At 58.8% G+C, this 26155-nt stretch carries 28 protein-coding genes; 11 read left to right on the forward strand and 17 right to left on the reverse strand.

Translation table 11 applies throughout. From position 1 onward, the window contains the following. The 8 genes from AOZ53_RS34760 to AOZ53_RS19700 form a co-directional block, all read left to right on the forward strand. Positions 1 to 340 (forward strand): hypothetical protein (locus tag AOZ53_RS34760; RefSeq protein ID WP_054489025.1); only part of this gene is annotated, 340 nt, incomplete at its 5' end. Positions 341 to 371: 31 nt separating this feature from the next. After that, positions 372 to 941, forward strand: a complete 570-nt coding sequence (locus AOZ53_RS34265; RefSeq protein WP_109421670.1) for a hypothetical protein — start codon at positions 372 to 374, stop codon at positions 939 to 941. 447 nt (positions 942 to 1388) lie between these two features. Then, complete coding sequence (locus tag AOZ53_RS19680; RefSeq protein WP_054473817.1) at positions 1389 to 1712, forward strand: hypothetical protein; 324 nt, start codon at positions 1389 to 1391, stop codon at positions 1710 to 1712. 97 nt (positions 1713 to 1809) lie between these two features. Then, entirely contained in the window at positions 1810 to 2481 is a 672-nt protein-coding gene (locus AOZ53_RS19685; RefSeq protein WP_054473816.1) for a hypothetical protein, read from the forward strand. Between the two features lie 191 nt (positions 2482 to 2672). After that, complete coding sequence (locus AOZ53_RS19690; RefSeq protein ID WP_054473815.1) at positions 2673 to 3341, forward strand: helix-turn-helix domain-containing protein; 669 nt, start codon at positions 2673 to 2675, stop codon at positions 3339 to 3341. Between the two features lie 33 nt (positions 3342 to 3374). Beyond that, the gene (locus AOZ53_RS34270; protein WP_131726802.1) at positions 3375 to 3698 is read left to right on the forward strand and encodes a hypothetical protein; all 324 of its coding nucleotides are present in this window, start codon (positions 3375 to 3377) and stop codon (positions 3696 to 3698) included. A gap of 219 nt (positions 3699 to 3917) precedes the next feature. Further along, entirely contained in the window at positions 3918 to 4682 is a 765-nt protein-coding gene (locus AOZ53_RS19695) for a hypothetical protein (protein ID WP_054473814.1), read from the forward strand. Positions 4683 to 4842: 160 nt separating this feature from the next. Further along, a complete protein-coding gene (locus tag AOZ53_RS19700; RefSeq protein ID WP_054473813.1) occupies positions 4843 to 5136 on the forward strand; it encodes a hypothetical protein in 294 nt (97 codons plus the stop codon). 530 nt (positions 5137 to 5666) lie between these two features. Here the strand turns inward: AOZ53_RS19700 and AOZ53_RS33555 are convergent. Next, entirely contained in the window at positions 5667 to 6188 is a 522-nt protein-coding gene (locus AOZ53_RS33555; protein WP_082385688.1) for an RES family NAD+ phosphorylase, read from the reverse strand. Further along, positions 6185 to 6547, reverse strand: coding sequence for an MbcA/ParS/Xre antitoxin family protein (locus AOZ53_RS19710; RefSeq protein ID WP_054473811.1), 363 nt, complete (start codon positions 6545 to 6547; stop codon positions 6185 to 6187). The genes AOZ53_RS33555 and AOZ53_RS19710 overlap by 4 nt, the downstream gene beginning before the upstream one ends. Positions 6548 to 6743: 196 nt before the next feature. On the opposite strand from AOZ53_RS19710, the gene AOZ53_RS34275 reads away from it, so the two are divergent. After that, positions 6744 to 7394 carry a hypothetical protein gene (locus AOZ53_RS34275; protein WP_131726801.1) on the forward strand — a complete coding sequence of 217 codons (651 nt, stop codon included), beginning with the start codon at positions 6744 to 6746 and terminating at the stop codon, positions 7392 to 7394. Positions 7395 to 7397: 3 nt separating this feature from the next. On the opposite strand, the gene AOZ53_RS19715 is transcribed toward AOZ53_RS34275, so the two are convergent. Beyond that, the gene (locus AOZ53_RS19715) at positions 7398 to 7667 is read right to left on the reverse strand and encodes a hypothetical protein (RefSeq protein ID WP_054473810.1); all 270 of its coding nucleotides are present in this window, start codon (positions 7665 to 7667) and stop codon (positions 7398 to 7400) included. 1319 nt (positions 7668 to 8986) lie between these two features. Between AOZ53_RS19715 and AOZ53_RS34280 the strand changes: the two genes are divergently transcribed. Together AOZ53_RS34280 and AOZ53_RS19725 are read left to right on the forward strand one after the other, a co-directional pair. After that, positions 8987 to 9331 (forward strand): hypothetical protein, encoded by a 345-nt coding sequence (locus AOZ53_RS34280; protein WP_054473809.1) that lies wholly within the window; start codon positions 8987 to 8989, stop codon positions 9329 to 9331. A gap of 13 nt (positions 9332 to 9344) precedes the next feature. Continuing rightward, the gene (locus AOZ53_RS19725) at positions 9345 to 10637 is read left to right on the forward strand and encodes a replication protein RepA (protein ID WP_231690648.1); all 1293 of its coding nucleotides are present in this window, start codon (positions 9345 to 9347) and stop codon (positions 10635 to 10637) included. 895 nt (positions 10638 to 11532) lie between these two features. Here AOZ53_RS19725 and AOZ53_RS35250 read toward each other — a convergent pair. The 14 genes from AOZ53_RS35250 to AOZ53_RS33575 all read right to left on the reverse strand — a co-directional run bounded on the left by AOZ53_RS35250 (position 11533) and on the right by AOZ53_RS33575 (position 25821). Continuing rightward, a complete protein-coding gene (locus AOZ53_RS35250) occupies positions 11533 to 12237 on the reverse strand; it encodes a restriction endonuclease (protein WP_082385689.1) in 705 nt (234 codons plus the stop codon). Further along, a complete protein-coding gene (locus AOZ53_RS34770) occupies positions 12146 to 12505 on the reverse strand; it encodes a hypothetical protein (protein ID WP_131726800.1) in 360 nt (119 codons plus the stop codon). The genes AOZ53_RS35250 and AOZ53_RS34770 overlap by 92 nt, the downstream gene beginning before the upstream one ends. Positions 12506 to 12516: 11 nt before the next feature. Beyond that, positions 12517 to 14592: an EAL domain-containing response regulator gene (locus tag AOZ53_RS19735; RefSeq protein ID WP_054473807.1), complete on the reverse strand. Its 2076-nt coding sequence runs from the start codon at positions 14590 to 14592 to the stop codon at positions 12517 to 12519. Between the two features lie 30 nt (positions 14593 to 14622). Beyond that, positions 14623 to 15342 (reverse strand): lytic transglycosylase domain-containing protein, encoded by a 720-nt coding sequence (locus tag AOZ53_RS19740; protein ID WP_082385690.1) that lies wholly within the window; start codon positions 15340 to 15342, stop codon positions 14623 to 14625. After that, positions 15342 to 17492 carry a type IV secretory system conjugative DNA transfer family protein gene (locus AOZ53_RS19745; RefSeq protein WP_131726799.1) on the reverse strand — a complete coding sequence of 717 codons (2151 nt, stop codon included), beginning with the start codon at positions 17490 to 17492 and terminating at the stop codon, positions 15342 to 15344. Before AOZ53_RS19745 ends, AOZ53_RS19740 begins: the two co-directional genes overlap by 1 nt. A 167-nt stretch (positions 17493 to 17659) precedes the next feature. Then, positions 17660 to 18358 (reverse strand): carbon-nitrogen hydrolase family protein, encoded by a 699-nt coding sequence (locus tag AOZ53_RS34775; RefSeq protein ID WP_165596093.1) that lies wholly within the window; start codon positions 18356 to 18358, stop codon positions 17660 to 17662. 530 nt (positions 18359 to 18888) lie between these two features. Then, positions 18889 to 19218 carry a hypothetical protein gene (locus AOZ53_RS19750; protein ID WP_054489029.1) on the reverse strand — a complete coding sequence of 110 codons (330 nt, stop codon included), beginning with the start codon at positions 19216 to 19218 and terminating at the stop codon, positions 18889 to 18891. Positions 19219 to 19233: 15 nt separating this feature from the next. Beyond that, entirely contained in the window at positions 19234 to 19497 is a 264-nt protein-coding gene (locus tag AOZ53_RS33570) for a DUF3717 domain-containing protein (RefSeq protein ID WP_082385693.1), read from the reverse strand. Between the two features lie 29 nt (positions 19498 to 19526). Beyond that, positions 19527 to 20831, reverse strand: coding sequence for a hypothetical protein (locus AOZ53_RS19755; protein ID WP_054489031.1), 1305 nt, complete (start codon positions 20829 to 20831; stop codon positions 19527 to 19529). A gap of 27 nt (positions 20832 to 20858) precedes the next feature. Then, the gene (locus AOZ53_RS19760) at positions 20859 to 21308 is read right to left on the reverse strand and encodes a hypothetical protein (RefSeq protein WP_054473488.1); all 450 of its coding nucleotides are present in this window, start codon (positions 21306 to 21308) and stop codon (positions 20859 to 20861) included. Positions 21309 to 21310: 2 nt separating this feature from the next. Continuing rightward, a complete protein-coding gene (locus AOZ53_RS19765) occupies positions 21311 to 22063 on the reverse strand; it encodes a hypothetical protein (protein ID WP_109421663.1) in 753 nt (250 codons plus the stop codon). A gap of 24 nt (positions 22064 to 22087) precedes the next feature. After that, a complete protein-coding gene (locus tag AOZ53_RS19770; protein WP_131726795.1) occupies positions 22088 to 22900 on the reverse strand; it encodes a hypothetical protein in 813 nt (270 codons plus the stop codon). A gap of 125 nt (positions 22901 to 23025) precedes the next feature. Next, on the reverse strand, positions 23026 to 23496 hold the full coding sequence (locus tag AOZ53_RS34290; protein ID WP_131726794.1) for a hypothetical protein: 471 nt from the start codon (positions 23494 to 23496) through the stop codon (positions 23026 to 23028). Positions 23497 to 23508: 12 nt separating this feature from the next. Next, a complete protein-coding gene (locus tag AOZ53_RS33575) occupies positions 23509 to 25821 on the reverse strand; it encodes a DUF5710 domain-containing protein (RefSeq protein ID WP_082385694.1) in 2313 nt (770 codons plus the stop codon). Positions 25822 to 26155 lie beyond the last annotated feature (334 nt).

Here is a 26155-nt window from a genome sequence, read left to right on the forward strand (position 1 = left end):
CATCGGCGTCACCATCGACCCCACGATGCCGCAAGGCGTGCGCTTCATGCACCCGCGTGCCCTGGACCTGGACGACCTGTTCTCGCTGCTGAAAGGCTGCGGCGTGCAGATTGAGGGCGAGGACACCCTGCGCGGCATGTTGGAGATCGTCAACGACTGGTGCGGCCTGCTGGTGCGCGTGTCCGCTCCCGGCAATAAGATCGGCGTGCGTTTCACCCGCCCGTCCGCCGGCGGGCCGTCCGAGCACGGCCTGGTCGAGCAACTGCGCGCCTTCCCGTTCGCCGACGATACGGCCCGGCGTGCTTTTGTACGCCACATCATCTCGCTGGACGTGGCGTAATCGCCCTTCTTCGTTTTTTCCTGGAGACATCATGACCTTCGATCATCTGATGCGTGTCGTGCGCAGCGCCGCTGCCAATAACGGGCCTGGCCCGATGTCGACGGGCGAAGCCTTGGCCGCCGCGCTGGTGCTCAATCGTGCCGACTGGCTGGCAGACTTGGGCTACACGATTGCGCAGGCTCTGGACCGGCTCGACGAAGGGGACGCGGATTTGCTGTCGCGTGCAGAAAAGCTCTGGCGCGCGCAGTGCGACGCTCAGGCCGAAGTCGCCTCGATCGCTGCGCGCGCCCACCGAGTCGCGGACCTATTCGGCCGGGTCGACGCTCAGGGTCCTGAAGCGCTGCACCTGGATTCGGAGCTGATCACATACGGGGATGCACCTGGCTATCGCGACGTCTATCTTGAATTTGACGTATCCGTGATAGGACGCGCAATGCCCGATCACAAGCATCGAATCAAGCTTCGGATTCGGCCTTCGGATGGCGAGTCGATTGTGTCTCACATCGTTGGCGTGCACCGATTCGCGTGGCGGCCGGGTAAGCACCCGCTGGATGCCAAGGACGGCGAAAAGCGGCCGGTATGGATCGAGCGTGCGCCATGACGCATAGCCTCGTATCGCCATTCCAACATAGCTATCACAGCGGGGCGAGCCTGCCGACCGGTGAACTGAACCAGGCCCACCGGCCTGTGGTTATGCGAATGCGGCAACATCGCAAAATCCCAATTTAGATGAAGCTTTCCGCGCAAAATCCCAACTTGAGTGACGCGATGGGACCAAAGTCAATGACGCATTTCTCGGAATTCATTGATTTGACGGCATTTCCATTCCCAAGCGCGTTGAACTTCGGCATCTGAACCGCCTGCAGACGCTGGCCCTGTGGCCGGCGCCGTGGTCCACAGCGGATGAAGTGCGGGGGGGCAGCGCCGGGCCAGCCGACGTGAGCCCCGCAGCTAGGCAGTTCGCGCGGCCACCAGCAGCCCCCATCGGCCGGGGCGCAGTTGAGCCCCTGCCCGCCCAGCTCCAAGAACCCACCGTGAGGTATCCAGCATGTCCAAAGCAAGTGAATACGCAGCCCTGAAACGCCGCATCGAGCAGTACGAGTCCGACCACCCCGACCTGGTCGTCCTGGCCGTTGAGCAGCGCATCGCCGTACCGAGCAACGCGCCGCCGCCGGCGGAAGCGCCCTTGGGGCGCGTGTACTACAAGGCGGAGTCCGACGAGATCTGGCTGCAGATTGCCCCGGGCTTCACTTTGAAAGGGCGCAGCAACGTGCCCTGGAACCCCAACCTGGTGGACGTCAAGGTCTATCCGCATCGCCTGCGCGTGGATGGCCAGCCCAGCCGCGTGATCTTCGAAGAGCTCGATTTCTAATCCGAAGCGGGGCCCGCGCGCGGCGCGCGCGGGCCTACTGGCGCCGGCGCCAGCCTCTGGTGTCCAATGCTGCAAACGATCCGCAAAGGTGTCCCCGATGTCCAATGAATTCGATTCCGACGCGCCCGGCCGAGCCCTGACCCGTTTACCGGCCGGCGTGCATTCGGCCGATGGCAAGACCTTCAACGCTGAGATCTTCGGCAAGCTCATGTTGGCCGCGCGCGTGCTGGTGCCCGTCACCTTGGTCCAGGTGGCGGCCGACACCAACATCCACCACAGCACCTTGTCCAAGATGGACAAGGGCAAACCTGTCGACCTGCAGAAGTGCGCCAAGGTGCAAAGCTATTTTGAGCACCGCGGCGTCGAATTCGTGGCAGGCACCCGTGAGATCGCCCTGCGCTTCGATCCGAACTTCCGTGCCGGCGGCGGCGTGGCCATCATCATCGACCCGACCATGCCGTCCGGGACGCGCTTCATTCATCCCCGCGCCTTGAATCTTGATGACCTACTGGAAGAGTTGCAAGGGGCCGGCGTGCAGGTTCAAGGCGAGCCGGTGCTGCGTCAGATCCTGGATCTGGATCTGACCAACGACTGGTGCGGCGTCTTGGTGGGCCTGGCACGAACTGGCCGTAAGAACGGCGTGCGCTTCATGCGGTCCGCCGCCGGCGGCCCGTCCGAAAGCGACCTGGTCGAGCGGCTACGCGATTTCCCCTTTGCCGATGACGAGGCCCGCCGTGTTTTCGTGCGGAACATTGTGGCGATCGACTAAGTCCGCTCAGAGCCGTCGTCGGCGCCTAAATTCTAGCGACACCAGCGGTACGGCATTCGATGAGAGATTGGCGGGGTCGTTTCGGCCGGCATCCGCGCGTTCACCGCCCTGCCCTGGCCATGCGGGATCCGCTGGACACGCCAGGGAATTGACGGTAAATTGTCAGTGGTATCAATTTACCGTCACTCATCATGCCCTATCCGTTCGATCCCGAATCCCCTGTTTCCACCGTCGAAAGCCTGCCTGCCAGCGTGCACTCGGCCGATGGCAAGGTCGTCAACCTGCACGTGTTTGGCCACCTGGTCGTCGGCGGCCGCGCGCTGCTGGGCATGACGCGTGGCGATCTGGCCACTGAAACCGGTATCCATCACACCAATATCAAGAAGATCGAGGAAGGCACCTTCCGCGACCTGGTCCGCTGCGCCAAGGTGCAGCAATACCTGGAGAACGCCGGCATCGAGTTCATGGCCGGCACGCGTGAAATCGTGCTGCGCTACAACCCCGACATCGACAAGACCAACATCGGCGTCACCATCGACCCCACGATGCCGCAAGGCGTGCGCTTCATGCACCCGCGTGCCCTGGACCTGGCCGACCTGCTCTCGCTGCTGAAGGGGTGCGGCGTGCGGATCGAGGGCGAAGACACCCTGCGCACCATGTTGGAGATCGTCAACGACTGGTGCAGCCTGCTGGTGCGCGTGTCCGCTCCCGGCAATAAGATCGGCGTGCGCTTCACGCGCCCGGCCGACGGCGGCCCGACCGAGCACGGCCTGGTCGAGCAGCTGCGTGCCTTCCCGTTCGCCGACGACGTGGCCCGCCGCGCGTTCATCCGCAACATCCTCCCGCTGCGTGCGGCCTAAGCATTGATTCTTCAACCACAGACAGGTGAAACCATGACCGTGAAGTCCCCCCGGCCGTCATTCGACGTGCAAGAGCTTATAGAACGGGAACGAGCTATCGAGCGCCAACAAGCCGAGATATACAAGAAGCACAACATCACCACGGCGCTTGTGTGTCTTGCCTGGACAGCTTTCGTTTGCGGCTTCCTCATCCTTGGCCCGGATTTTTGGCGCATCAGGGAATTGAGTGCAGGCCTGTTTGAAGACCAGCTGATCGCTCTCGTTCTCGCCGTTGCAGCCCTCGTTGGCGGAGTGTGGGTCCCATTGAGTCTATTTGTTGGGTCGCGTAGGCGCTGGCCTAAAGCAAGCCCGCGTTGAAGCGGTGTGGACAAACGTCTTCCCGATCACAATGCACGTGCACTTCAACAGCCAATTGCCGATGCCGGCGACGTGGTGGTGCTGCAACCACAGCACCACGACCTGGCCGCCGACCAGCGAGCAGCGCACGCGGCGCAGTTCGCTGGCGGCGCAAATTCCTGCTTGAGTCAATTTACGCATTGTGGGAATATCGGGGCATCTTGGTAAAGGAAGTCAGAAATGGACGATGCAATGTTCCGCGTGCGGCGCCGACTGGGCTGGACGACCAGCGCGGCGGCGGCCGTCGTAGGAGTGTCTCGCAAGACCTGGGAGGCGCGCGAAGCCGCCGGCACGCCCCTCACCCGGCCTATGGCCGCCGCGCTGCTGATGGCCCTGGAGCTGGGCGGGATCGACGCCGTAGCCGTCTATGGCGAGTCGGACGAACGCGTGGTCGACGTTCTGGCCAGGAGGCATTTCTTGCACATCCAGGCAACGGCCGACGATGGCCTCGTGCTGACCTCTTTGGCCATTGATCGCAACGACCTGGGGCCTGCTTTGCATGAGCAGCGCGTCAGCGCGGCGACGAACGCGGCATTGCTTGCGGCCGCTGGCCGTTGGCTACCGGCCGGGCTCCCTAGAGAATTGCATTTCTATCGGAGCCAGGCGGGCCGGCCGGCCGGCGAGCTGAAGCAGGCGCAGCTGCGCAATACCGTAGCCAAGACGCTTGACGCCTGCCAGGCCGCGCTAGAGCTGGCTGGCGCGCGCTGTGCGGTCATGCCCGAAGGCGTGTCAGCGCCCTGGGAAAACAGCGACCTGGTCCACACCCTGTTGGTGGCCGCCGACGAGGACGAACTGGTTAGGTCCATGGACGGGCTGACCGTCGCCATCGAGTATCTGGCCTCAGAGCCAGGGCGCCTATGCCTGGAGGCGATCCGCCAAGAGCGCGCGGCATTCGAGAATGCCGCGGGCATTGATCCGCAGCTGCGTCCCATCAAGGAGACATAACAATGCCCAGCATGACAAAACGCAGTCCGCGGCTTATTGCCGCTGCTGGGCGGTTATGAAGTGGCTGCTTGCAATTTCATTACAAACTGTGTCAATGTAGCCATTGCCGCGAACTTTGTTTCGCGTGCGTCAACCACCCTGTACCGCAAGGAAAAGAAGCATGAAGAAACTCTTCTTGGCAATCCTTAGCTTGGCCAGCGCCGGCGCCGTTGCCCAACCTCAACAACCGGCGCAGCAACAGCAACAACTGCGAGAACAGGCTGCGGCCCAGCAACCGATGGACATCTATTCGTTCTGCTACATCGAGAATCGCGCCTATTCCGAAGGCTTTCGATTGAACGACATGGTCTGCGGGCGCAGCGACCGCGGGCCCACGAAGACCGTCAATACCGGGGCGAACTATGTGCAAGTCTACCCCCTTGTCTGGAAAGAGAAAGGTGGGTTCTATAAGTAACTCCGCCGGCGCATGGGCCGTGGCGCCGGATTAAGCGCAGTGCGGACTTGGCCTGCCTCCGGGCGGCAGAAAAAAACGCCACAGTCGTGGCGTTTTTTGTCGGTCGCGACAGGCTAAATATGTTTGTCTTAATTCCGACCGAACTGGCCTCGTCGCAGGAGTCGCTTCCAAGGTATGTTGCAGAAGAGCAGGAGCAAAGTGAAGATAAGGAAGTTCGACTTCAACTCAGCCGGCCAATTGAATGCTGCCCCGTCGTATCGGGCTCCAAGGTACATTGCCCCCGTTACTAACAACATAGTCCCGTAGAACAGCAGCAGCTGGAACAGAATTATTTTCACGCGGCGTTGACCGAATAAAGTGGGCTTATCGCGCAACTGGAAACCTTGCTTCACCATAATTAGGACTCCCTCGCAATGGAGTGTTGTTCGTTGAGCATACTACAGAGAACTCGTCGACGGTAGTCGACGTCCTGCGGTCTCGGTGCACGGACATTCAGCTGTGCGGATCTATGGCGACAAGGCTGATCTGTTTCACGGTTGCACCCTAACCTTGGGCAGAATGTTCTTTGGATCGTGAACAGTAAGCTGCGTTGGCGACCGGGACGAGCTGCCGTAGATGACCAGGTTGATGCCGCCGGGATGAGCCTTCGACGGGAACAGAAGGCCATCCAATCCGGCCGTCACGACCAGGTCAGCCATTAGCCAAGTGGGTGGGGTCTTGCCGAGATTGAAGACGATCGCTCTCCAGTCGACCGCGTGTTGCGCCCAGAGTGGTGTCCAATGTTGAGAGTTATAGCCTGCGCTAAGGTCCGCCACACGTAAGCCGTCGACAGCATACGAACATAGGACCCCTGGCGAGAGCCAGGGGTTGTCTTGCTGGTACTCTGCTGCGGCCGTTTGAACGTCGCTCGCGAGATATAGCGCTTCTTGGCCCGGGCGATTGAAGCGCCCACCTTTGGCCGCAGCCCCCATTCCGGAAAGAGGCATATGGGCGTATGCCGGCGAGAGGAGCCGGAAATAGGCCAGGTTGCCAGATAGCTGATTGACAATCATCCGGCTGCTCCGCCCTCGAACGAGATGAGATAGTCGATGACTGACTGCGCCCTACCCTCTTGGATCAGCTGGTCTGCAGTCTTTCCTTCAAATGCGGGAAGGGGCTCATTGCGAACCAAATACGCAGCTCGCTCCACGCTACCAGTCAACGACGTGGCGACATATAGAACGCGCAGCATCTGGCTCAGATAGTTCTGAAGCTCAGGAGATCTTGGGTTGCGCGTGACCGTATTACGGTGGATGTGGGCGCGATCAGCAAGATCCTGGAGTTGGAACCCGAACAGGCTACCCAGCTTCTTTGGGGACACGAAGCTTGTGTTGCCGTCACGGAATTGTTCCGAGAAAGATAGAACCGTCATGGTGGCTCCTTGTCATCCGGTTGGTGATGCACTAAGTATGCACCAATCATGCATCATTTGACAAGTTGGCCACTATCATTTATGTGCCTGCAGGTCCTTAGAGGACGTGCTTGGCCTGAATACCGCTGCGACATCGGTAACGCGGTGTGGGTTAGAAGCAGGCGCAAAGCTGGTGCTGTGCTTATATACTGGACAAATGAACAGCATTTCGGAGAGGCCTTGCCCTCCTCCCCTCCCCCTCGAAGAACTGGCGCAAATTGCCGAGGAGTATTCGCGGCATCCAACCGTCCGTTCTTTGCTTTGCGAAATCAGCCGCCTGCAAGCATTGGCATTGGTTGCTAACGAAGCACAGGAGGGGATACGCCGATCGCTTGGGAACGGCATCGATGTCATCCTCGGCACTGTTCGGGAATCGCTCGCGGCGGAGCCGGCCGTCCGGACGCCGTGGCAGGGAGAGGCACAGAAGGCCTTTCCATGCGCTCTCTCTCTTGAGCAGCTGAGGCAAACACGTGACACCTGGCGGGGCGATGGCTTGGTGCGCAAATTGTTGTGGGAGATATGGCGGCTACAACGATTTGCTTGTCGCTGCGATCAGTTGGTTCGATCGATGTGTAGTGTGCAACTCGACGAAGCCGGGCCCGCCATTCAGGAACTGTCCGACATGTTGGACCGAGAGCCTGCGGTCATGTGGCAACGTCGGTGGCATAGTGAACTGCTACTTTGCGCTTCTGAGCGGACGTTGAATCCGAAGGAGGACGCAGTGCGCAGGCCGGGTGCCCATGACGAGATGGAAAGCGAGTTTCTGGAGGGCGGCCGCGGCGCTCGCCGGCCCATCGTCCGGCGTTAGGAGTCAGTCAATGCCCTTCTCAAATGCGCCTTTACGTTGGAGCTCGAGTAAGACGGCAACAGCTTCCAACCTGCGCTCCGCGCGGCCAGCTATCTGACCTGCTAGTTCCCCAGCGGCGTCGCGCCATTTGAGTTCGCCGTGAAAATACAGCCGGTCTACCAGTCCATCAAGCAGCTCCTGCGCGCTCGTGAGGTCTTGCTGCGCTTGTAAAAGCGTCTGAAGCACCACCTCGAGGGATGGAAGGTCTGCCGAGTCGGCCCGATTGTCTTGCACCGAAGCACTCCTGGTTCGCATCCCGAAAAGGGATACGGTGGATTTTCACTAGTGAAAATTTTACAAGAGATATTGCTTGAAGGTAAAGGTCGCTGAGTGAAATCACCCCCTCTTCTGGCGAGCATCGGTTGAGCCATGTGAGTGAAATCACCCCCCTTTGGACAAAGAGGCTCTCGGTGCGATGGCGCCGATCACCAGCAGGCCTGTCTCCCGCAATGAGATTCAGCATGATCGACATGGTTGGAGTGAAATCACCCCCCCTTTTTTTGTCCACGGATCTTGCCCGGTTTCCGAGTGAAATCACCCCCCTTTCGTCCTCTTGTCATGATGGCTAGTTAGTGCCCACTATCAATAAAAAGCCTTTAAAATTGATACCTTATGATCTCTCGACAGCTATTTGATCCCGCATTTGCGCACGCAATCTATGCGTGAAATCACCCCCCTTCAGGGGCGTGGGTTGCAGCTTGCTCCGTGCGTGAAATCACCCCCCCTAGTTGACGGCCTATTTTTGGAGTTGCGTGCGTGAAATCACCCCCTATTGGGCAGAGAACCTCAACCGGTTGTGGATAAGTGGATAAGTCTGCATTTTTCAAAAGTTATCCACGTGAAATCACCCCCCCTTGATGAGTGAAATCGCCCACTTTTAGCGCGTGATATCTGCCCCCTTTTTTGCGTGAAATCACCCCCTCTCATATATATCCTGTATTTTTCCTTTAGTTTTTCCTCTACTACTCCCTGTATGAGCCCCCAGTACCTGGGGACAACTTGCCAACTTATCCCGGCGCTTCGCGCCGACACCCATAACTAGAGCCCCCCCAGAGGGGGGGCCGAATCGAAGCCCCCCACAAGAAAATCGAGCCCCCCTAAGGGGGGCGAACGGGCCCCCAACCCCCTGCACACCACCACCTTTCATCAGCAAACTGTCTGCCGGGATACGGAGTTGGCACCGCTTAAGCGGCGCCAAGCCCTCCGGGCCGGCTCCTACCGGCAGACCTGGGCGTCCCCCGGACGCCCAGGCAAGCACCTTTGCTTCAACCCGATCCCAAAACACAACGTCCCAACCCAAGTAACCAACAGTAAGGCCTTCCACCAAACGCATGGCGCTCCAAGAGCTCGCACAGGGCCTCAGAGCGCATAACGTCAGTGTCCTGCGGGGGTGGGTACTGCTGCTGGTTCAAATCGCTCAGCGGCCGTTTCATTCGCTTCCAGTCTTCGCCCAAGCAACACCACGCATTCGTTGCCGCATGTCTTATCATTTGCTTGCGCAAAAGCCCGGTCATCTGCATACTGGTCAACGTTCAATACCTCGAGAGCCCTCGATGCAACCGTTAACGCTCGACCAATTGAAGCTTCTCCACACGAACGGCGGCGTTCGCACAGTGCAACTTGCGGGGCAAGGCGGCGCCTTCGTCGTCAATATCCAATTGCAGCAAGAGAAAGCTCGAGGCTTTCTCGTTACTCTCCGGAGCAATGACAAGCCGCGACGCTTTTCGAGCACAGATGCCGCCTTGACCGCATTGCGGCGGATTGGCATCACGGCCGTCGACGTCGATATCAGCGATTGGCACCCCACTGAGCGCAAGCACGAGCGCGGCAATCCTGGCCGTGCTGCCGCACTGCGCGCTACGCACGAGGCCGCAGCAGCCCACAAGCGCGCTGCGTAACCGAGGAGCAAACATGAACCGGCAGGCCCCCCTCGAATTAGTAGACCAGAGCCACAAGATGCGCTTTGATGTTGAAGCCTACGATGAACAACTGCAGCTCTTGGGTTTTCCCGCGAAGCGCGCAGCTGTTCAAGCCCGCGTTGTTGACATGGCGTTTTCGCAATCGAAAAGCGCTGAAGAGTTTGAAGTCAACCTGGTCAAAGCAGGCATCGCAGAAGACGTAGCTCACCACCAGGCGCAGGCATTTCATGCGTGCTTGGCCACACCTCAAAAGGTGGGCAAAACGATCTCGCGCTGGTACGCGTTCGGTGATCCCTCAGTTCTGGCAAGTGCAACACAGCTGCCGGCTAGAGCCGCGCCGAAGTCGAAGGAGCGAAAGGGTACGCCAGTCGAATACATCCAGTCGACCGGCCAGGTCGACTACCCGTTATTGCAGACAAAACAGACTTCGCGCGTGCTCGATATCGGCCATCAGATCCGTGAGAACCTTCCCTCTAGCGAGGATTTTGCGTTCACCCACGCCATCTTTTGCCAGGTCGCGCTGCCGCACTCACGTTTCGATGGCAAAGAGTTCATGCGCAAATCCGGGCCCAACTGGATTAACGTTCAGGCCGGGATGATCGACGAAGGGTCAGGTCCCGTCCCCCAGCCGATTCCGTATGGCCCTATTCCCCGCTTGGCTCTTGTCTGGATTTCGTCTTATGCCGTGATGAACCGAGATCGCGAGGTCCCTATCGGTTCGAGTGCGGCGGAATTTTTGGCCAACATGGGGATGGAGCGTGAGGGCAGGCGCTACCGGACACTCCGCACGCAAATGCATGCGTTGGCCGCATGCCGCATCCAGCTCGGGGTAAACGGTCGTACCTACAACGGCCAGCCTGTCGAGCAATTCGACGCTTGGATCAACAACCGGGATTCCAACCAGCGGCCTTTGTGGCCTGGAGTATTGCGCCTCTCTGAGACCTATTACAAGTCTTTGATCGAAAGCGCGGTCCCACTTGACAACCGGGCCATGTTGCTGCTCAAGGGAAGTAGCTTGAAGCTCGACATCTACACCTGGATGGCGCACCGGCTGCATCGTATTGACACCACTGATGGCCTGTTCATGCGATGGTCGAAGTTGCGCGAGCAGTTCGGTCACGAATACCAAGGACCGGATGCTGACAAGAATTTCAAGAAGACTTTCCTCTTGGCGCTCAAGGACGTGATGCAGGCCTACCCCGCGGCGAAGATTAAGAAGATCCGCGGCGGCCTGCAGTTCGATGCATCCCCCCCGCCGATCGCGCCCCGGCGTCTTCGGGCGTAGGGCCGCCGCGGTACATTCGAAGGTAACGGGGGTGCGTGAAATCACCCCCCTTTCGCGTTGACGCCTTGCTGTGAATGATGTCCTTGGCGATCAGCTTTAAACATCCTAGTCACGCTGTGCACTCCGCCGGCGCAAGATCTGACGGACTCTCGCGGATTCGCACTCCTGCAGCTCGGCCACCACCTTCTCGTAATCGATACCCTTCTCCCCCAATACCCAGCGCAGGGTCTGCACCTCTACTCTGGCATGGCGTTCACGTTCATGGAGCTGCTGTAGAAGGTACTGCTGACGCGAATGCTTCCCTCGAACTCGCTTGAGTTCGGTTTGCAGCGTTTCCACGTCCCCCAGGCGCCCGAGCAGTCTGGCGATTGTGCCAAGCTCTCGACCGTGGTTGACGACGTGGGCCCAGTTGGCCAACCTCCGATCGGTGACCAGGTCATGGGGCAGGCCTGGGCCCGGTCGCACAGTTAGGTGCCCGGCCAACACGCGAAATCGCGGGCGGCCGTACTCAATCAGTCCCCATCGAGGTGGAAGTTCGTCGACCGAGACGAGGCCTGCCGGCGCAAGATAGTACCGGTAGGTGCCGCCACTCTGAGCGGGATCTTGTCGATGGGGCTTCGCCAAATCGGCTCGGAAATCTGCCCGGGACGTCTTCACCTCGATCAGGATTGAATATGTCTCCCAACCGACGGAGCGTACGCCAAAGGCATCCATAACCTCTCGCCCGCAAGGGGATTGCACCTCTGAAAAGGCGACTGTGCAGCCTGCCCCATTCTTACTGTTGGGGCGCATCAACCATTCGACGGCGGCTGAGCACAGTTCGCGATGGGTTGGTGCCGCGATTCCCGACCGCTTTGTAGTTGCTATTTTCGCCATGAACCCTCCCCAGTCCTCGCTAGGCGCGATGGGCGCGCATCATTTCCACTAATAGCGGGCCGTCGACCAAATTGACTGACTTGCCTCGCGCGAACTGTGTCGCGTCCTTTGTGAAGCCCGCTGATGCCACGATCACAATCCCAGAGGCACCGTGATGCATGGCCAGGCCGACCATCTCACGAACAACTGCGACCCCTACGCGGGTGGACTTCCAGTGTTTGCATTGAACGAGGACTAGTTCGCCGCCGGGACCACGGAGCCGGATGTCCACTCCCCCATCAGCGCCTCCCTGGCCGACCAGGTCGACGGTATAGCCCAGGCTTGAGTAAAACTCCGCAATTAAGCGCTCAAACTGATCCCAAGACAGTTTACGTAGCGCTTCGAGGTTGCTTTGCGATTTGACCCAAGCCGCACGTCGATGCGACGCGCGCCCCGCGGCAAGGGATTTGATTGCTGTAGCTGTCAACGCAATCCACGCGGCGCCGGCGACAATCTCGACTACAGGGTATGGTGCGGTGCTATGTATGGCCAACCACCACGCTGCGGCCCGCAGCGCTGCAAACAGCGCAAGGCCCGACCAAAACCAGAGGCGCCACGGGCGGGCTAGCCTTCCGCGGCCGGATGGTCGCCGCCTAAGCATGATAGATATGCTCACCGAACAGTTTGCGCGCGGCCTGTAGCCGGGCCCCCGTGCGTTCTTCCGGTGTAACCTGCTGGACGACATTCGACGCTAGTCGCGGACTCGCGAACGCCGCAAGGAAGGTCTTGTCGTCGAGATTCAGCAGCGCACCCCGTAGCGCCGCGGCGTGGAAAGCTTGTTCGTCAAACAATCGCTCGGTGACGGCCACGAGCAGGAGTTGCGCCAAGCAGGAGTCCCTGCTGAGTACCGGAACTCCATGAACGTCGTTGAAGTAGAGCTGGTCGAGCAGCGCCACCAGGTTCATTTTGGGATGCCACGCAAGTAGTGCCTGGAGCTTTTCATTGTTAGACATGAGTCCCACCGTCAGGCGATCACCGGGAGCGAAGATTCGACAAGCATCTTTCGGAATTCTGCTGCTCGGATGGGCCTGGAGAAGTAGTATCCCTGACACGAGTCGCATTCGAGTTCAATGAGTGCTTGGACCTGCTCCGCCTTTTCCACCCCTTCGGCGAGCGTCTTCATTTCCAGCGATTTGGCCAGAGTCACAATGCCTGAAGCCATCTTCAGATCCTTGCCGCCGGTGTGGATTCGGTCCACGAACTTCTTGTCGACCTTGATGGTCGTCACAGGCAATTCCTTGAGGTAGGCCAGGCAGGAATACCCCGTACCGAAGTCATCGACGGAGAGCTGGACGCCGGCGGAGACCAGCTTGTCTAGGATGACGCGTGCCTGGTCGACGTCCTGGACCAGGAAGCTCTCGGTGATCTCAAGATTTAGCAGATGCGGGGGTAGACCCGTCTCATGCAGTATGTCGAAGACTACGCCTGGCAGGCGCAAGTTGAACTGGCGTACTGATAGATTCACGCCGATTGCCAGTCCGTGACCATTGGGACCTCGCAAGCCCGTGTCGTACCAACTTTTTGCTTCCCGGCACGCCTCACGCAATACCCATTGACCGATTTCAACGATAAGACCAGATTCTTCTGCGATCGGGACGAACAGGTTCGGTGGAACTACGCTGCCGTCTTTCTCCCAGCGGATCAGCGCTTCAGCGCCCTCGATCTGGCTAGTACGCAGGTCGACTTGCGGCTGGTACACGAGAAAGAAGTGATTGCGGCGCAAGGCCAACTCCAGGCCTTGCTCCAACTCTTGTCGCTGTTGTACCGCTTTGTTGATCTCGTGACTGAAGAATGAGTAGCGGCAGCCTCCGGCGCGCTTGGCGTGGTACATCGCGTCGTCTGCCTGCCGCAGGAGGACTTCTTTGTCCTTGGCGCCGTCCGGATAGATGGCAATACCGATGCTGGCGGACAACTCCAGGCTGCGATCGTTGACGATCACGGGCCTTTCGCACGCTGAGATAAAGCGCTCGGCGACGAGCCTGGCGTCTTCCGAGCTTCGCAGATCGTAAAGGAGTGCGACGAATTCGTCGCCGCCAAGGCGAGCGATCGTGTCGGAGTCACGAATGCTGCCCTGCAAGCGGCGGGCAATCTCCATCAGAACCCGATCGCCAACATCATGGCCGTGCGTGTCATTGATTTCCTTGAACTTGTCCAGGTCGATGAACAGCACGCCCAAAAGCTTGCTGTAGCGATTGGATATCGCAATCAGCTGGGAAAGGCGCTCCTGGAACTGGTTCCGGTTTGGCAAGCCGGTCAGGCCGTCATATAGAGAGGCCCTCAGCATTTCATCTTCTTCGCGTTCCCGGTCCGAAACGTCGCGCATGGTGATCGAACAAAGACGACGCGTCGGCAGGTTGATGAAGCCAAAGCGGATCTCCATCACCATTTCCCGGCTGTCTTTCCCTCTCACCTTTAGCCGCCTCGAGTTCCAAAGCGCCGCGACCTTATCATCCTTGAAGACGTCGCCATGAACCTCAACGATTTGCGCTGGCATGAAATCGCGGATATGCCAGCCGAGCACCTCGTCTCGTTCCCAGCCGAACAGTTGCGCTGCGGGCGAATTGAACTCAACGAGGTGGCCCGCCTGGTTGACCACTGCGACTGCGTCCGTAGAGCCTTCCAGCACTGCACGGAACTGTTCTGCAGGGTCTGAACGGTTTTCATCCATCAGACGAGACAGCGACTTCATCTTGGCTTTGAGCAGCGGCAAAGCAATTGGTCGAACGACGAGGTCGGCGCCGTCGTACTCAGCAAGATCATGGGCTTCATCCAGCTCGATGTCGTCCATGATGAAGACGATGGGCGTCCACCGCGGCGCCACGGACGAGCGCAAGCACGCCAACACACTTTCGGTCGAGAGCGCCGATAGACCATAGCTCAACACCACAATGTCGTGCTTGTGTGCAACGAATGCGTCTACACCCGCGTCAAGGCAGCTGCAGGCCTGCACTTCGAAGCCCCAGCTACCTAGCGCAGCCGTCAAGGTGCCCAGTTCAGCCTGATTCGAATCGACTACAAGTACTGAGATTTTCCGCTTCATGACATGTCCTTTTTGTTCCCTACTGGAGGGTTATTCCTTTGAGGCCTTGAGGTCCGACTCTCGCGCTTGGCGCAGTAGTTCCGCGCGGGACTCCCACCATTGCTCGGCCGACTTAGTCGGCCTATCAGCGCTAGCCACCTTCATCGCGCGGTTTCCCGTTCCCACTTTTAGGTCCGGCACAACCCCGGCGGCCTTGTAGACGAGGCCGACGTAGCCGTTGGCTACGCCGCGTTCCCAGTTGCCGGATTGATATGCGGAGATGGCCGCTTGCAGCGCTTTCTCGCCGGGGCCAAATTCTTTGGCCGCCCGTTGATAGAAGTTGGTGAGGATCTTGCCGCCGGCAGACACGTTCGTGCAGGGATCAAAGACCTCTTCCACGCTTAATCCCAAGCCTTTGAGATTGCGATCGTTCACTTGCGACAGGCCGATGCTGACGGTGTGCCCTTTCTTCAGCAACGACTTGACTAGTTCAACAGCCTCATCTTTCGATGTCGGAAAATGAGAGCGAACCATGTCTTTGCGAACGCTCCAAGGAAGGTGCACAGGCCCTGCGTCTGCCACCGCGTACACGTGACCGGACGACTCGACTTTCACAATGGACGCCATCGTGCTCACGGCGACGGTAGGCGCACATTTGGCAAGCAGTTCCGCCATAGGCATTTCGGGTGCAGCTACCGCCCGCGCGTTGATTGTCGCAATAGCAATAAATAATGCCAGCCTTGCGAAAAAATTTTCACTGGTAAAAATCATCAGAACGCCCTCACTTGTTGGATCTCTTGGACAGCAATGTGATTCGCCAATAATTGGTCGACAATTCGTTGGTCAGCTGCGGTAAGCGCAGGACCGCCGGTCATTGCCTCTAACATGGTGACAGTAGCTGGAGCTGCCGCTGGCGCTGTGCGAGCTAAGCGTTCCCGAAGAGGTGGATTCGAATGCGGTGCTGGCAGTTTTGACCAGGCAGCAAAATCGGGGACTTCGTCGTATTTGATCTTTCGCCCATAAATTGGCGGATTGTTTGCCACCAGCACCACCAGATCTTCATTCGACAGCGTCATCCATTCGCCTGCAGTCATCAGCGGCCGACCTGTTTTTTTACGGGAGACGGACACGTTGCCACCCGAAATACCCATTCGATTCGCTGATACGTTTTCTTCTTCTTCCGCAACTGTAGTCTCGCCTACCATGTCCTCCAGTCGCTGCGCCGTCCGCTCGTCCGAGGGACCATAGGCAATGCGAATATGGCATCCGGCCACAATGGTCTCGTTGTCGCCATACTTATCTTGAAGCTGTCTCAGATCTTGGCAGATCAGCATCAGCTTGATCCCGTATCCTGCGACGTAAGACAGCGCATCTTCAATAATCTCGAGCTGTCCAAGCGCAGGAAACTCGTCGATCAACATCAACAAACGGTGTTTGTACCCTCCAACAAGGCGGCCGTTCTCAGCCGCCATTGGAACCGTATTGCGGCGAATGATCATGGAGAAAAAGAGCCTTGAGAGTGGCAACAGCCGGTCTTTGTCTTCTTCAGTAGGGATGTAGTAGAGGCTGACTGGGTCATCGGACGTCATCAGGTCTCTACACAGGAAGTCGCTTGTCCGGGTATTGGCGGCAACTAGCGGGTCGTACCAGAGGCCAAGCACGCGGCGGGCGGTCGACAAGATGGAGCCCCGTTCCTCCTCCGCGATTTTCATCATCGATGCCGCTTGTGCTGCCACCAAGGGGTGAGTCTTTGTGGGTGCGTCGGCAGAGTCGACCCATCCCATCTTCAAGGTGGGGTCATGCTCTGCAGTTAGCATTCTCTGCCACATCTGCGTGTCGGTCTCGAACCGCGGATCCGACAGATACATCACCATTCCACCTATAGAGGCGTCGGGCTCGGCATACACGTGGTGTAGCGCCACGGCGGTAAGCAGCATCCACGCCGTCGATATAAAGTGGTCTTCCATCCCCTTATTCTCGGGATCCACGATCATCTGACATATGTTCATGGCATCCCCAACCTCCCGGTCGGTGCCCTTACGGATCTCATCAAGGGGATTCCACTTCCACGTGGATCCATCGTTGCTGGTGGGAGCGAACTTTCCAACACGCTGTCCCGCTCGTTTGCGCATTCCTGCCGTAAGGGCGTAGTTCTCGCCTTTCTGGTCCGCAACCACAACTGATGCGTTCCATGCGAACAACGTGGGAATGATCAACCCTCGACCTTTACCAGAACGCGTCGGCGCAAAAACTAGAACATGGGTAGGTGCGTTGTCTCGCAGGTACTGCAAAGCCAGCACTACGCTGGGATTCACGTCATAGAGCGGACGGCCCTCGCTATCCCGCATTACGACGCCACCATTCTTGCGGGTCACGTGCCTCGATCTGTAGTCGGCGTGCGCGGGATTTACCGTCTCCCCTTCTTTGTCCAACATGATCGACCCAACACAGATGCCCTTCAGCTCAGCGCCCGGATGGCCGAGTAAACCAGTCGTATCAACCTCCTCCGCAGTTGCCCAGTGGGCATCGCCGTGTAGCGACTCCATGCCCTCGGTGCGTTTAAACGCAAAGAACGTCACTAGCAGCCCCGTAACCAAACCCATTGCGGCGCCAGATAGTGCGATGACGGCCATTTGGTACACAGTGGGCTTTACGGCGACTAGGTCAGCAAATCGCCAACCCCAACTTATCCAGTCGAACGGAAGATAGACGGCCCACGCGCCCAATGAAAAAAGGGGCGCTCCTAAATGGCGCGAGTAGTTCATCTTGGCCGCGAAGAACTGCGTGGCAAACACTGAGGCGACCATCACAATGAACATCATCGCGAGAATGCCTAACATGACGTTTTGCAGCGGCGTGCGAGCCGCTTTAAACGTCTGCAAACGAGGTTTTTTATCTGCCATAGTCGCGGTGAAATTCAAGAATCAAGTGCAAACCACAAGTGTAGCCATGTGAAATACATAAGGCATAGTTTATTGTGATATTAGGAGTTTTTTTCACTAGTGAAAGAACTGGCCAGCGGGCTTTTTTTGATAAAGGGGGGGTGATTTCACTCAGGCAATTGGCACCACAATCACGCGGTGAACGCTCATCGATCTGAGTTCGTCGCTTGCACGACGCCGAGACCGAAGAGCCTAGCCCAAGAGCGGACCGTGGCCTCCTGGATAGCCGGGATGGACGTTTGGCTTGCCCACCAGACGTTTGCTGTGGCGATCACCACGTCCGGACGATTCGATATAGCTGCGCTTTGCAGGACCGGCCAGACAAGCAGTTGTTCATAGCAAATAAGGATCATTGCGCGATGTCCTGCGACATCTACAACTCCTGAGTCGGTCCAGTCCGAGACGACGTGTCGAATGGAAGACCATGGGGCCCACATCCCCAAAGGAACGGGGATACGCTGGGCAATTTGCGTGCCGTCGACTTGCCCCAGTCCGAACAGGCCATTGATTCGCTCGACACCGCCACCGCCAGAGGGGCTTTCCGCACCCACCAGCAACGCTACACCGCGCGCACGCAGCGCGCGGCTAACGTCAGTCCAATACAGCTTGTTTATCTCCCAGCTACCGCCTACTGCTTCCGGCAGCACAATAAGTGCTGCTCCGGCCCTAGCTGCCGTTTCAGCTGCTTCTTGAAGGCCTCGGATGACCTGGTAGTCATCGGCCTGCCCCAACCTAGTATTCAACCCGACCCACCCTTCGGGCGCTGAAGGCGCTGGGCGGAACGCCGCAAGGATCATCGCGCCGCCGGCCAGCAGTCCGCACGCGGCGAGAAATCTAGTTTCCAAGCGGGACAAATTTTTCTGTCGGCCTTGCGTGCGTTGCGCCAACAACTGGCCCAGGCGTGATGCCGAGGCAGCGACTGCTAGGCCGATCGCCCCACCCCACCACCCCAGGCCAGGCAGCCATACCCCGATGCCACTTGCAGGGTTGGTCCAACCGATAAAGCCTACTGGTGGCGCGCTCACAACCAGGATCGCAAAGAGCGCTCGCACCATGATCCAACGGAGGCCCCAACAAAGGCTCCATGCGCCGGCGAGTACGAGAGCGGGTACAGTCCAGACAACCAAGCCCCACTGCCAAGAGAGGGAGTCTGGAGAAGATCCGTTCGCGAAAAAAACGGCCCCTCCGTGTAGAAGGCCACGACTGGCCGCCAAGTAGTAGACGAGCATGACCGCAAACGCGGCGCGACGGCTTCCAGCCATGCCCCATCCTGCCACCGCGAGCATGGCTACCGGCAGTGCCCACCAGATGCCGCTGTATCCAACGAGGCCCGCTGTTAGGGCTAGCGAGAAGGCGAGGTATGTAGAACGCCGATTCATTGCCGCGGCTCCAATAGGCGACGGTGCTGCGCCGCACGTCGTGATGTGGTAAGAACCTGCACGCGGGCGCTCAACATCTGTATCTCGCTTCGGAGATGATTCACAAGCATTTCTGTATCTTCGGGTAATAGGCTGCCTCGCTCTGGCTGGTCCAGTAGCTCTATCAGATCCGCTTTGCAGGCAGCGAGGTTTAACAAGACCAACTCCACTTCGGTCTTCTTCGACGCTGAAAGCTCCCGTTGCCCAAGCTGGAATTCCGCCTCGGTCACCTGCACGAGCAGCTGGTCGAGTTCTTCGTCTGCTCGCTTATTGATGGTCGGCGGCATATGCAAAGAGCAGCCCTATGAAGTGGTATGCCACCGCAAATAGGCTGCGCGCTGGTTCGACGTGAATTGGTCGAGCGGCCAAGTTTCGCTACGCGTGTAAATCATCACGCCGTAGACTTCCGCCATGAGGCTTGAATCGCGGCAGAGGACGACCCGATTGCGATCGCCTTCTGCCGAGCTTCCTTGTTTACGGATTGAGCCGCGTCCTTGAGAAGCGTTGCACCGGTTAATCGCCGCTTCAAGCGCCGCGATTCTCACCACCTGTTGGTCTTCGGACATGAGGCGCTCCTTTGGCGTGTCTAACTGCGTCAAGCGCCAGTGGACGTATGTGCTCCGCCCAGCCTGTCTACAGCGTTGCGCAACATGAAGACTTCGGACAGCGCCGTTTGTACGACCATGGTCACCGCCGAGATCAACTGCTGCTGCTGATCGGTGAGCGGCTGGTGCAGCGCATTTGTGCTTCCCCAGTCGAGTTGCGTGGCGCCGGCCGACATGGACTTGGCGTTGGTGGTCTCCGAGCCGTTCGGCTGCTGCAGCGCGCGTGCTTCCCCGGCCTGCAGGCCCTCCTCCTTCGGAGCCGCGATTGCAGGCGCAACTGCTGCAACGGGGACATCGTCCGGATGCGGAGGGACTCTGCCGATCGTATCCGCCGACGTGCGAGCATCGCTCTCCACGTCGGGAGATGCGGGAATAAGCCCGACGTCGCTCGTTGGGGTGGAAGTCGGCGCCAGGGGCACCTGGCCAGCGCCACGGGCCTGCACGCTCTCTTGAGCCTGCTGAGCGTCCAACAGACCCTGTTCCTCTGCGGAGGCCTCCACAGGGCGGTGTGTGGTGGCCTGAGCGTTCGAAGCGGCCTCCATGATCCCTTCGGACTGTGCCAAACGGTTCCCGCCCAACTGACCACTTGCGAGTAGTGCCATCAATCCCGCGAACTGCTGTTGAACTTGCTGCTGGCCATGAGCCAACAGCCGCACTGCTTCTTCCAGACTTCCCGCCGCGGCATTGCCCGGCCCCTGCAGCGTCAGGAGTCGATCGCCTGGTACCGCAGGGGTTTGGGGGGGTGTTTGCTTGCTTGCCGGCGACGAGGGGCGCTCCTCCACCGCGGGCGTGCCGTGCAAGGCGGCGATGGGTACAGCTGCTTCGCTCGATCGTGCCAGGTCGTGGTCTTGCGCGGCCTGGCGGGTCACGATCTCGGCGCGGAGGTCGTCGACCAAGGCTTTGCGGTCTGCCCCGGCCCCGGCCTCCATCGTGAGATCGTAGGACGCCGGGATGTATGCAGCCATGTCCGCGATGACCTCTTCGACATCGGCGTCAGTGTGCACTTCCACCTTCACCCACCCCATGTTCTTCAGCACCGTGAAAAGGTCGCTGTAGCACTGACGGAGGGCCTGCGATGAAGCCCCAGCGTTGATCGCCAAGGCGTCAGAGTCGCAAGTGATCTGCACGCCGCTTTCCGCGTGGGAGAACACCAGCTCGTCAGTGCTCTCAACATCGGCGAAGCCGCATGTCAGGAAGCATCTCGAGATCCAACGATCTTCCTTCGCCAGTTGATTGTCAGTACGCAGTAGGACCGCGGCGTATTCGTTATAGTTTTCCACAAACTGGTGGGTCATTTCTTTCTCCACATAAACTGAGGCCTGTTAGCGGCCGATAAAATGCGACAAGAGCGCGCCAGCCAGCCCGCAGCACAGGCCGAAGGCCACTACTAGCCATGCAGGCACCTTCATCCCAGGGGAGGGCTTGGCCGAGGCATCGAGGAACATCGGGGCCAGCTTGGCGATAAGGCCCTTTGACACGATGGTTGCCTGGTCTTCGAGTGTTGTGCGGTGCGTGGCGATTGCGCTCGCGGTTGCCTCTTTGATTTTTTCGGGCAGTTCGTTGACCAGGTGCTGGTGAACACCCAATATGACGAGAATAATGACGATCGGATCGTCATCGGCTATTCCGTATTGATCTTGAATGGCATTCCAATGCTGCGCGTCTTCGGCGGTGAGCGGGCGTTGGAGGATGCGCTCGACGCTGTTGACCAGGCCGCTCTTGCTGGTGTGCAGCGCGGTGCCCTGGCCGGCGGAAGCCTGTTGATTGGCCATTGTCAAATGATTCCTTGCTTGAGGTTCGATGCGTCATTCGCTATGGCCGGGGCCAGAGCTTCCGTAACGTCACACATCCAGTCCCGCACACGCTTGCGGGAGAGTGCTCGCGGCGTAACCACCTCAGGCGACTCGCGGTCGCACCGTAGTTCTGCATATTCCCAGGGCGGCAGGCGCAGGCGCTTGACCCGATCAAGTTCGCCGGCCATGAGCCGCGGGAAATCGATGACATGCTCGAAACCTGGAGCGTATGTTTCGTTGAATGCGCGGAAGCGCAGTGCATCCCCGAAATGGAGGTTGCGAATCGGATAGAGCCGCTGGAAGCGCATGGAGAGCGTTTCGAGGTAGCGCAAGCCGTCCTCCGCTGGGCTCATAACGAAAAGAAATTTGAATAGGACGTCGACCTCCTCCGACATGCTCTCCGTGCATTGGAGGGTCGAATCGAACCACCCCATCAGCTGGTCGTCCGCTCCGTCGGGCGTATTGATGACGACGTGCTCCGATACCTTGACGTAGCTCATCACGATGCGGAAGTATTCATCTTCGGTCATGCTCGAATGTGAGTCGGGCCGCAGGCGCCGAAAGTCGAGTTGCCGTGCAGGAAGCTTGCGGTCGTAGATTCTGTGCACGTCAGGCGTGCGCCCGTCTCCGTCGATCACGGATACCTCGTGCGTGCCGAATTCCTGCATCAGGGCTTGTGCAAGGCCAATCGCAACTGCCGACTTGCCCGCACCACCCTTGTTGCCAGATACCATCCACACTGTAGGCACGGCTACGGCCTAAAGGTCCACGTAGGACCAGACTTGCTCCATCGGAACAGCGAGGTCCTTACTGAGATAGTTCTCCAGTTTCCACTGCTCGCTTTCCAGCAACTTGAATGCCGCGGCGTTTTGGACTGCCTGCGAGAACGGCATCATGCCGTCCGGATCGGCTGCGAGCTTCGTCGTTACCCGCATATGCAGGCCCGGCAGGGATACTGTAATTGCCTTCCCCTTCCGCTCAAGTTCGACGCGGAACGGTGACTCGTCCCAGATGAAGAACTGGTCAGGCGCCCCGAAAACCAGATTGCGCACGATGATGATCTTGTCGATCAAGGAACCCACGTTTTCGTATGTCGTGTGCAACAGATTCACCGAGTCTGCGAACAGGTTGATCAGCCAGAACATCACGACTTCGGGCTTTCCCTGTACCTTCGATTTGAGGTAACCGCAGAAGTCTTCGAAGTCCTTCTGCATGGCTTCGCCTATGCCGGCTGGCAACGAGATAGCGATGTGGTGATCCGGGTGCGCGCGAACGAAGTCAATTACGTCCATCCAACCGTCGTCGCGGCGCAGGTTGATCATCTGGCAGACGGTCTGTCCGGAGAAGATCCGGATGACGTCAGGGTTCCGAGTGTCTGCTTCGATTACGGCCATTTTGTGCCCGCGCTGCAGCGCGCGGTCAACGAACACGTGGAAAGCGAACGACTTGCCTACGCCACCCTTATCGCCATGGAAGAGAAACACGCGTTGTTGGAAGGGCTTGGCGGACGCAGCAAGTGCCTCCGATGCTGTCGCGCCGCCGTCCACAGAAGCAGAACCGTTTTTAGCCATTTTGCACTCCGTAAATTGAATAGTGCAATATTTATAGCATACGGTTGTACTTTGTTAAGCCTAAGAATGCCAATTCCGCTCGAGAGGAGCTGGGAGGCCGCCCGGCCAGCCGGGGCTGCGCTTGTTCAACCGCGGCGGGGGATATGTGGTGTCGCCGTCGGTCGAGGCGCTGTTTCACCGAAGGTGCGCGCCATGCCTGCGTCGAGGGCTTCGCAAACTCGCTGTAAACCGGCCACGCTGAACGGTTTCGCCATCTCGTTTGACATGACTGGTGGGAGCGAATCACCTGAAGGCGTCTTGCCGTCTCGCGCCCACGCTAAGACGCTCTGCCGTAACGCAAATTCAGCCCTGGTTCCAGCTGTAGCGTTGAACAAATCATCAAGCTCGCCCTGCGCAACGCCACCAGGCAACTGGAATTTTTCGGGCTGATCCACCTCAAATCCCGGCCGTTGGTGGGCCATTGCCTGGTCAGCGACAAATTGTAGACTGGCCCGATCGGCCAGCGGTGTTCTTCCGGTCGTATAAACCCATACGGTATCCGCTGTGAGCACTTGTTGGACAGCGCTCAAAGCGATGGAGTCGATCAATTTATTCATAGGTGCATGCTCTTATCGCTTTACCGGCCCTTGGCCGTGTTTCGCTGAAATCGATTCGTTCGCAGGTAGCGATATCTGCTGCGCGGATAGGCCTAGCGCTCTGAGCCTGGGAGCGAGTTGTTGGAGAGTGTGGGCAGCGCCTTCCCTCAACTTCAGATCATTGAAATCCGTGGGGCGACCGTCAAGGGATGCAAAGACAGGCACAACAGCGATGCCACCCAGTATCTTCGCGGCCTCTTCGCCGCACGTGCGGCCTTTATTCTCCAGGACCAGTTGAACATGGCGATCTGATCCCTTGCGGACCACATCGACACGGACTTTTTGAACGCCGGCGCCATCCCGCGTCTCGATGAATAGTCGGTACTTCCCATGGTCGGTTTCATGCCAACGGTCATCCGCGATTGCGGATCCGAGAAACACACTGCGCAGGCCTGCACCATCACCAGCCTGTACGTGCACCTCCCTACCGGTGGTGTTCACCTGCGGCAGGTCGGGCATTACCTCACGCACCTGGTCTAACGCCCGCTCGATTATGAATTGGTCGTTGTCACAGCAGACGATCTTAGGTTGCGTGGAAGGAAGTCGCTTGGACAGAGCCTTGGCCACCTCAACCAGGTTGCCAGCGTCGAAGGTGACGACCACAGGAAGACCGCGGCCCAGATCCTCATAAACACTTGCTGCGGTGGCATAGCCTTCTAAGAAGATTGCTGCTGGAGCAGCAGCCAATTCTGCCACGCTATTCACACCGATAAGGTGAAAGGCCGCCTTCTTACCGGCACCGGCGACAAAGACCTTACCGCCCTTCTCCCGACTGGATATAACTTGGGCGGTCCTTATCCTGTCGTCGACGTCTTGGCCAGGGACGACCAGGAACTGATCATTCCAGCTCTTGAACTCCGGCAGGTTCAGTAGCTCGCGCAATTGACGCTCATCGCCACAATGGAACAGTCCATGAGCGTCGACGCCCTTCCGCTTCAGATATGGATGATCCTGCCCGTGGACTGCCTTGAGCTCCTGCAGGATCGATCTTGTCTGCTTCGCAATTTCACCTTGTTGGTGCGCAAGCTCCCGATCTCGCAGCGCCGACTGCTCGCGTGCTTGGGCTTCATGAGCCGCGCGGGCCTCGGGACTGATGGATCTCCCGTCATATCTCCACGGACCGGATGTTCCTTTAAAGTTCTTGATGAATCCGTAGGGCACCACGGCGTCTACACAAAGGATATAGGACCCCTTCTTGCTGTTTCCCTTGGCATCGGATGTGGGCACATAGTGCCACTTGTTGTCGTCCACCGGTCCTCCCAGAGGCTCAACCAGGCCATGCGCACGCATCGCCTCGGCAAACGAATCAAGCACGTCGTTTCGCGAAACCGCTACACCACGGGGCATCCATTTATCGACTTTGCCAAGGTCAGTCCCTTGTGGCACATACCAGCCCCGAAATTCGGGGTGCCACTTGACACCGGCTGCCTTCGCGGCCGAGATCTCGCTGGGCGGAACCGCCAAGAAAATATGCCCTTGTCGGCCAGCGTTCGGTGCGGCAGGCGAGCCATCCAAGGTCCGGCGCGGCGCTGGAACAGCGGTCGATTGGGATGCTTCCCGGACAGGCTTTGCTCCCATTTGAACACTGGCAGTTCTCGCGAGTTTTGCAATATTTACTGCGATCGCCTGTGCATCTCGGGCGGCACGAAAGAACTCGTCCGGGTCTTCCAGGAGTTTGCTGGTGAGTGGTAGCAACGAGGCCGACTCGATGCTTGGTCGATACCAGTCACCGGCCTCGCGAACAAACAGATAGCTTGCCAGCTGGACGCGCAGACTGTGTTGCCATTCTGCCCCCTTGTGCGGCGAATCCAGCAATTGACCGGCTGCGCGTCTGGCGAGCGCGCTCGAGCTAAGCAAGTGTGCACGCTCGATGCGCCCTCCCAATGCGTTTGCGAAGGCGTTGATATCTATCGGTGCCGGCCGTGCGCCGGGCGTAAGATCCGGCATGCCGATCACCTCGGCAGCGTTGTAGAGCTTGATAACGGACGAGCGATACTGCTCGCGCTCATTGCCCACAGATCCCGCCGGCTCCCTTTGCCAGAAGATCAAGTTTGTTCCACCGCCTGGACGGACGCGCCAGCCTGCATTCTCTGCCTGTCGCGCGGTTATGAAGCGGGGGTCGTTCCAGCCGTGAACTTGCATCGCCGATAGCAACACCAGCGCATTAGAACTCTTGAAAATGCGCTCCGCTCCGGCGATTCCGTTGTATGGCATCGCGGGTGCAGGCAAGTCTGCACGGTCCGACCGTTGCCAGGGCGCACGCTGCTTTCGCATGAGGCTCACCATTTCGGTGACAAGGTCACGCCGGAACAGCCTCTCTGAATCGGGGTAGCTACTCACAGGTGACGGCCTTTAGTCGACCACGGCCAGGCTTTTCACGGCGGCGCGCGTTACTCCGCCAAGCGCAAATGCGGCGATTGGCACATGGGATACTCCGCTCAGAGCGTCCAGAGCGATCGGAGACAGCTTCGCGGTCCTTGATGTACCGTCCGGCGCCCCAAGGGTTCGAGACTTCCTGGAGAGGTGCAGCGACGGTGCGTCGAAGAATGGACAGTCGTGTCGGGTAGCAATGAAGGCCCCGGCTGCGGACACAAATACCTCAATCGAGATCATTGCTGCA

This window comes from Achromobacter sp. 2789STDY5608621 (assembly GCF_001299375.1).
GTDB lineage: Bacteria > Pseudomonadota > Gammaproteobacteria > Burkholderiales > Burkholderiaceae_B > Achromobacter > Achromobacter insuavis.

Excerpts from the sequence above, each read along its gene's own strand:
- AOZ53_RS19725 (WP_231690648.1), top strand. The coding sequence starts at position 9,345 with ATGAACCGGCAGGCCCCCCTCGAATTAGTAGACCAGAGCCACAAGATG.
- AOZ53_RS19770 (WP_131726795.1), bottom strand. The coding sequence starts at position 22,900 with ATGGCTAAAAACGGTTCTGCTTCTGTGGACGGCGGCGCGACAGCATCG.
- AOZ53_RS19710 (WP_054473811.1), bottom strand. The coding sequence starts at position 6,547 with ATGACGGTTCTATCTTTCTCGGAACAATTCCGTGACGGCAACACAAGC.
- AOZ53_RS19685 (WP_054473816.1), top strand. The coding sequence starts at position 1,810 with ATGTCCAATGAATTCGATTCCGACGCGCCCGGCCGAGCCCTGACCCGT.
- AOZ53_RS19680 (WP_054473817.1), top strand. The coding sequence starts at position 1,389 with ATGTCCAAAGCAAGTGAATACGCAGCCCTGAAACGCCGCATCGAGCAG.
- AOZ53_RS19690 (WP_054473815.1), top strand. The coding sequence starts at position 2,673 with ATGCCCTATCCGTTCGATCCCGAATCCCCTGTTTCCACCGTCGAAAGC.
- AOZ53_RS34270 (WP_131726802.1), top strand. The coding sequence starts at position 3,375 with ATGACCGTGAAGTCCCCCCGGCCGTCATTCGACGTGCAAGAGCTTATA.
- AOZ53_RS19755 (WP_054489031.1), bottom strand. The coding sequence starts at position 20,831 with ATGACCCACCAGTTTGTGGAAAACTATAACGAATACGCCGCGGTCCTA.
- AOZ53_RS19765 (WP_109421663.1), bottom strand. The coding sequence starts at position 22,063 with ATGGTATCTGGCAACAAGGGTGGTGCGGGCAAGTCGGCAGTTGCGATT.
- AOZ53_RS19760 (WP_054473488.1), bottom strand. The coding sequence starts at position 21,308 with ATGGCCAATCAACAGGCTTCCGCCGGCCAGGGCACCGCGCTGCACACC.
- AOZ53_RS33575 (WP_082385694.1), bottom strand. The coding sequence starts at position 25,821 with ATGGTGAGCCTCATGCGAAAGCAGCGTGCGCCCTGGCAACGGTCGGAC.
- AOZ53_RS33570 (WP_082385693.1), bottom strand. The coding sequence starts at position 19,497 with ATGTCCGAAGACCAACAGGTGGTGAGAATCGCGGCGCTTGAAGCGGCG.
- AOZ53_RS19740 (WP_082385690.1), bottom strand. The coding sequence starts at position 15,342 with ATGATTTTTACCAGTGAAAATTTTTTCGCAAGGCTGGCATTATTTATT.
- AOZ53_RS19735 (WP_054473807.1), bottom strand. The coding sequence starts at position 14,592 with ATGAAGCGGAAAATCTCAGTACTTGTAGTCGATTCGAATCAGGCTGAA.
- AOZ53_RS19700 (WP_054473813.1), top strand. The coding sequence starts at position 4,843 with ATGAAGAAACTCTTCTTGGCAATCCTTAGCTTGGCCAGCGCCGGCGCC.
- AOZ53_RS34770 (WP_131726800.1), bottom strand. The coding sequence starts at position 12,505 with ATGTCTAACAATGAAAAGCTCCAGGCACTACTTGCGTGGCATCCCAAA.
- AOZ53_RS34290 (WP_131726794.1), bottom strand. The coding sequence starts at position 23,496 with ATGAATAAATTGATCGACTCCATCGCTTTGAGCGCTGTCCAACAAGTG.
- AOZ53_RS34265 (WP_109421670.1), top strand. The coding sequence starts at position 372 with ATGACCTTCGATCATCTGATGCGTGTCGTGCGCAGCGCCGCTGCCAAT.
- AOZ53_RS35250 (WP_082385689.1), bottom strand. The coding sequence starts at position 12,237 with ATGTCGTCCAGCAGGTTACACCGGAAGAACGCACGGGGGCCCGGCTAC.
- AOZ53_RS19695 (WP_054473814.1), top strand. The coding sequence starts at position 3,918 with ATGGACGATGCAATGTTCCGCGTGCGGCGCCGACTGGGCTGGACGACC.
- AOZ53_RS19750 (WP_054489029.1), bottom strand. The coding sequence starts at position 19,218 with ATGCCGCCGACCATCAATAAGCGAGCAGACGAAGAACTCGACCAGCTG.
- AOZ53_RS33555 (WP_082385688.1), bottom strand. The coding sequence starts at position 6,188 with ATGATTGTCAATCAGCTATCTGGCAACCTGGCCTATTTCCGGCTCCTC.
- AOZ53_RS34275 (WP_131726801.1), top strand. The coding sequence starts at position 6,744 with ATGAACAGCATTTCGGAGAGGCCTTGCCCTCCTCCCCTCCCCCTCGAA.
- AOZ53_RS34280 (WP_054473809.1), top strand. The coding sequence starts at position 8,987 with ATGCAACCGTTAACGCTCGACCAATTGAAGCTTCTCCACACGAACGGC.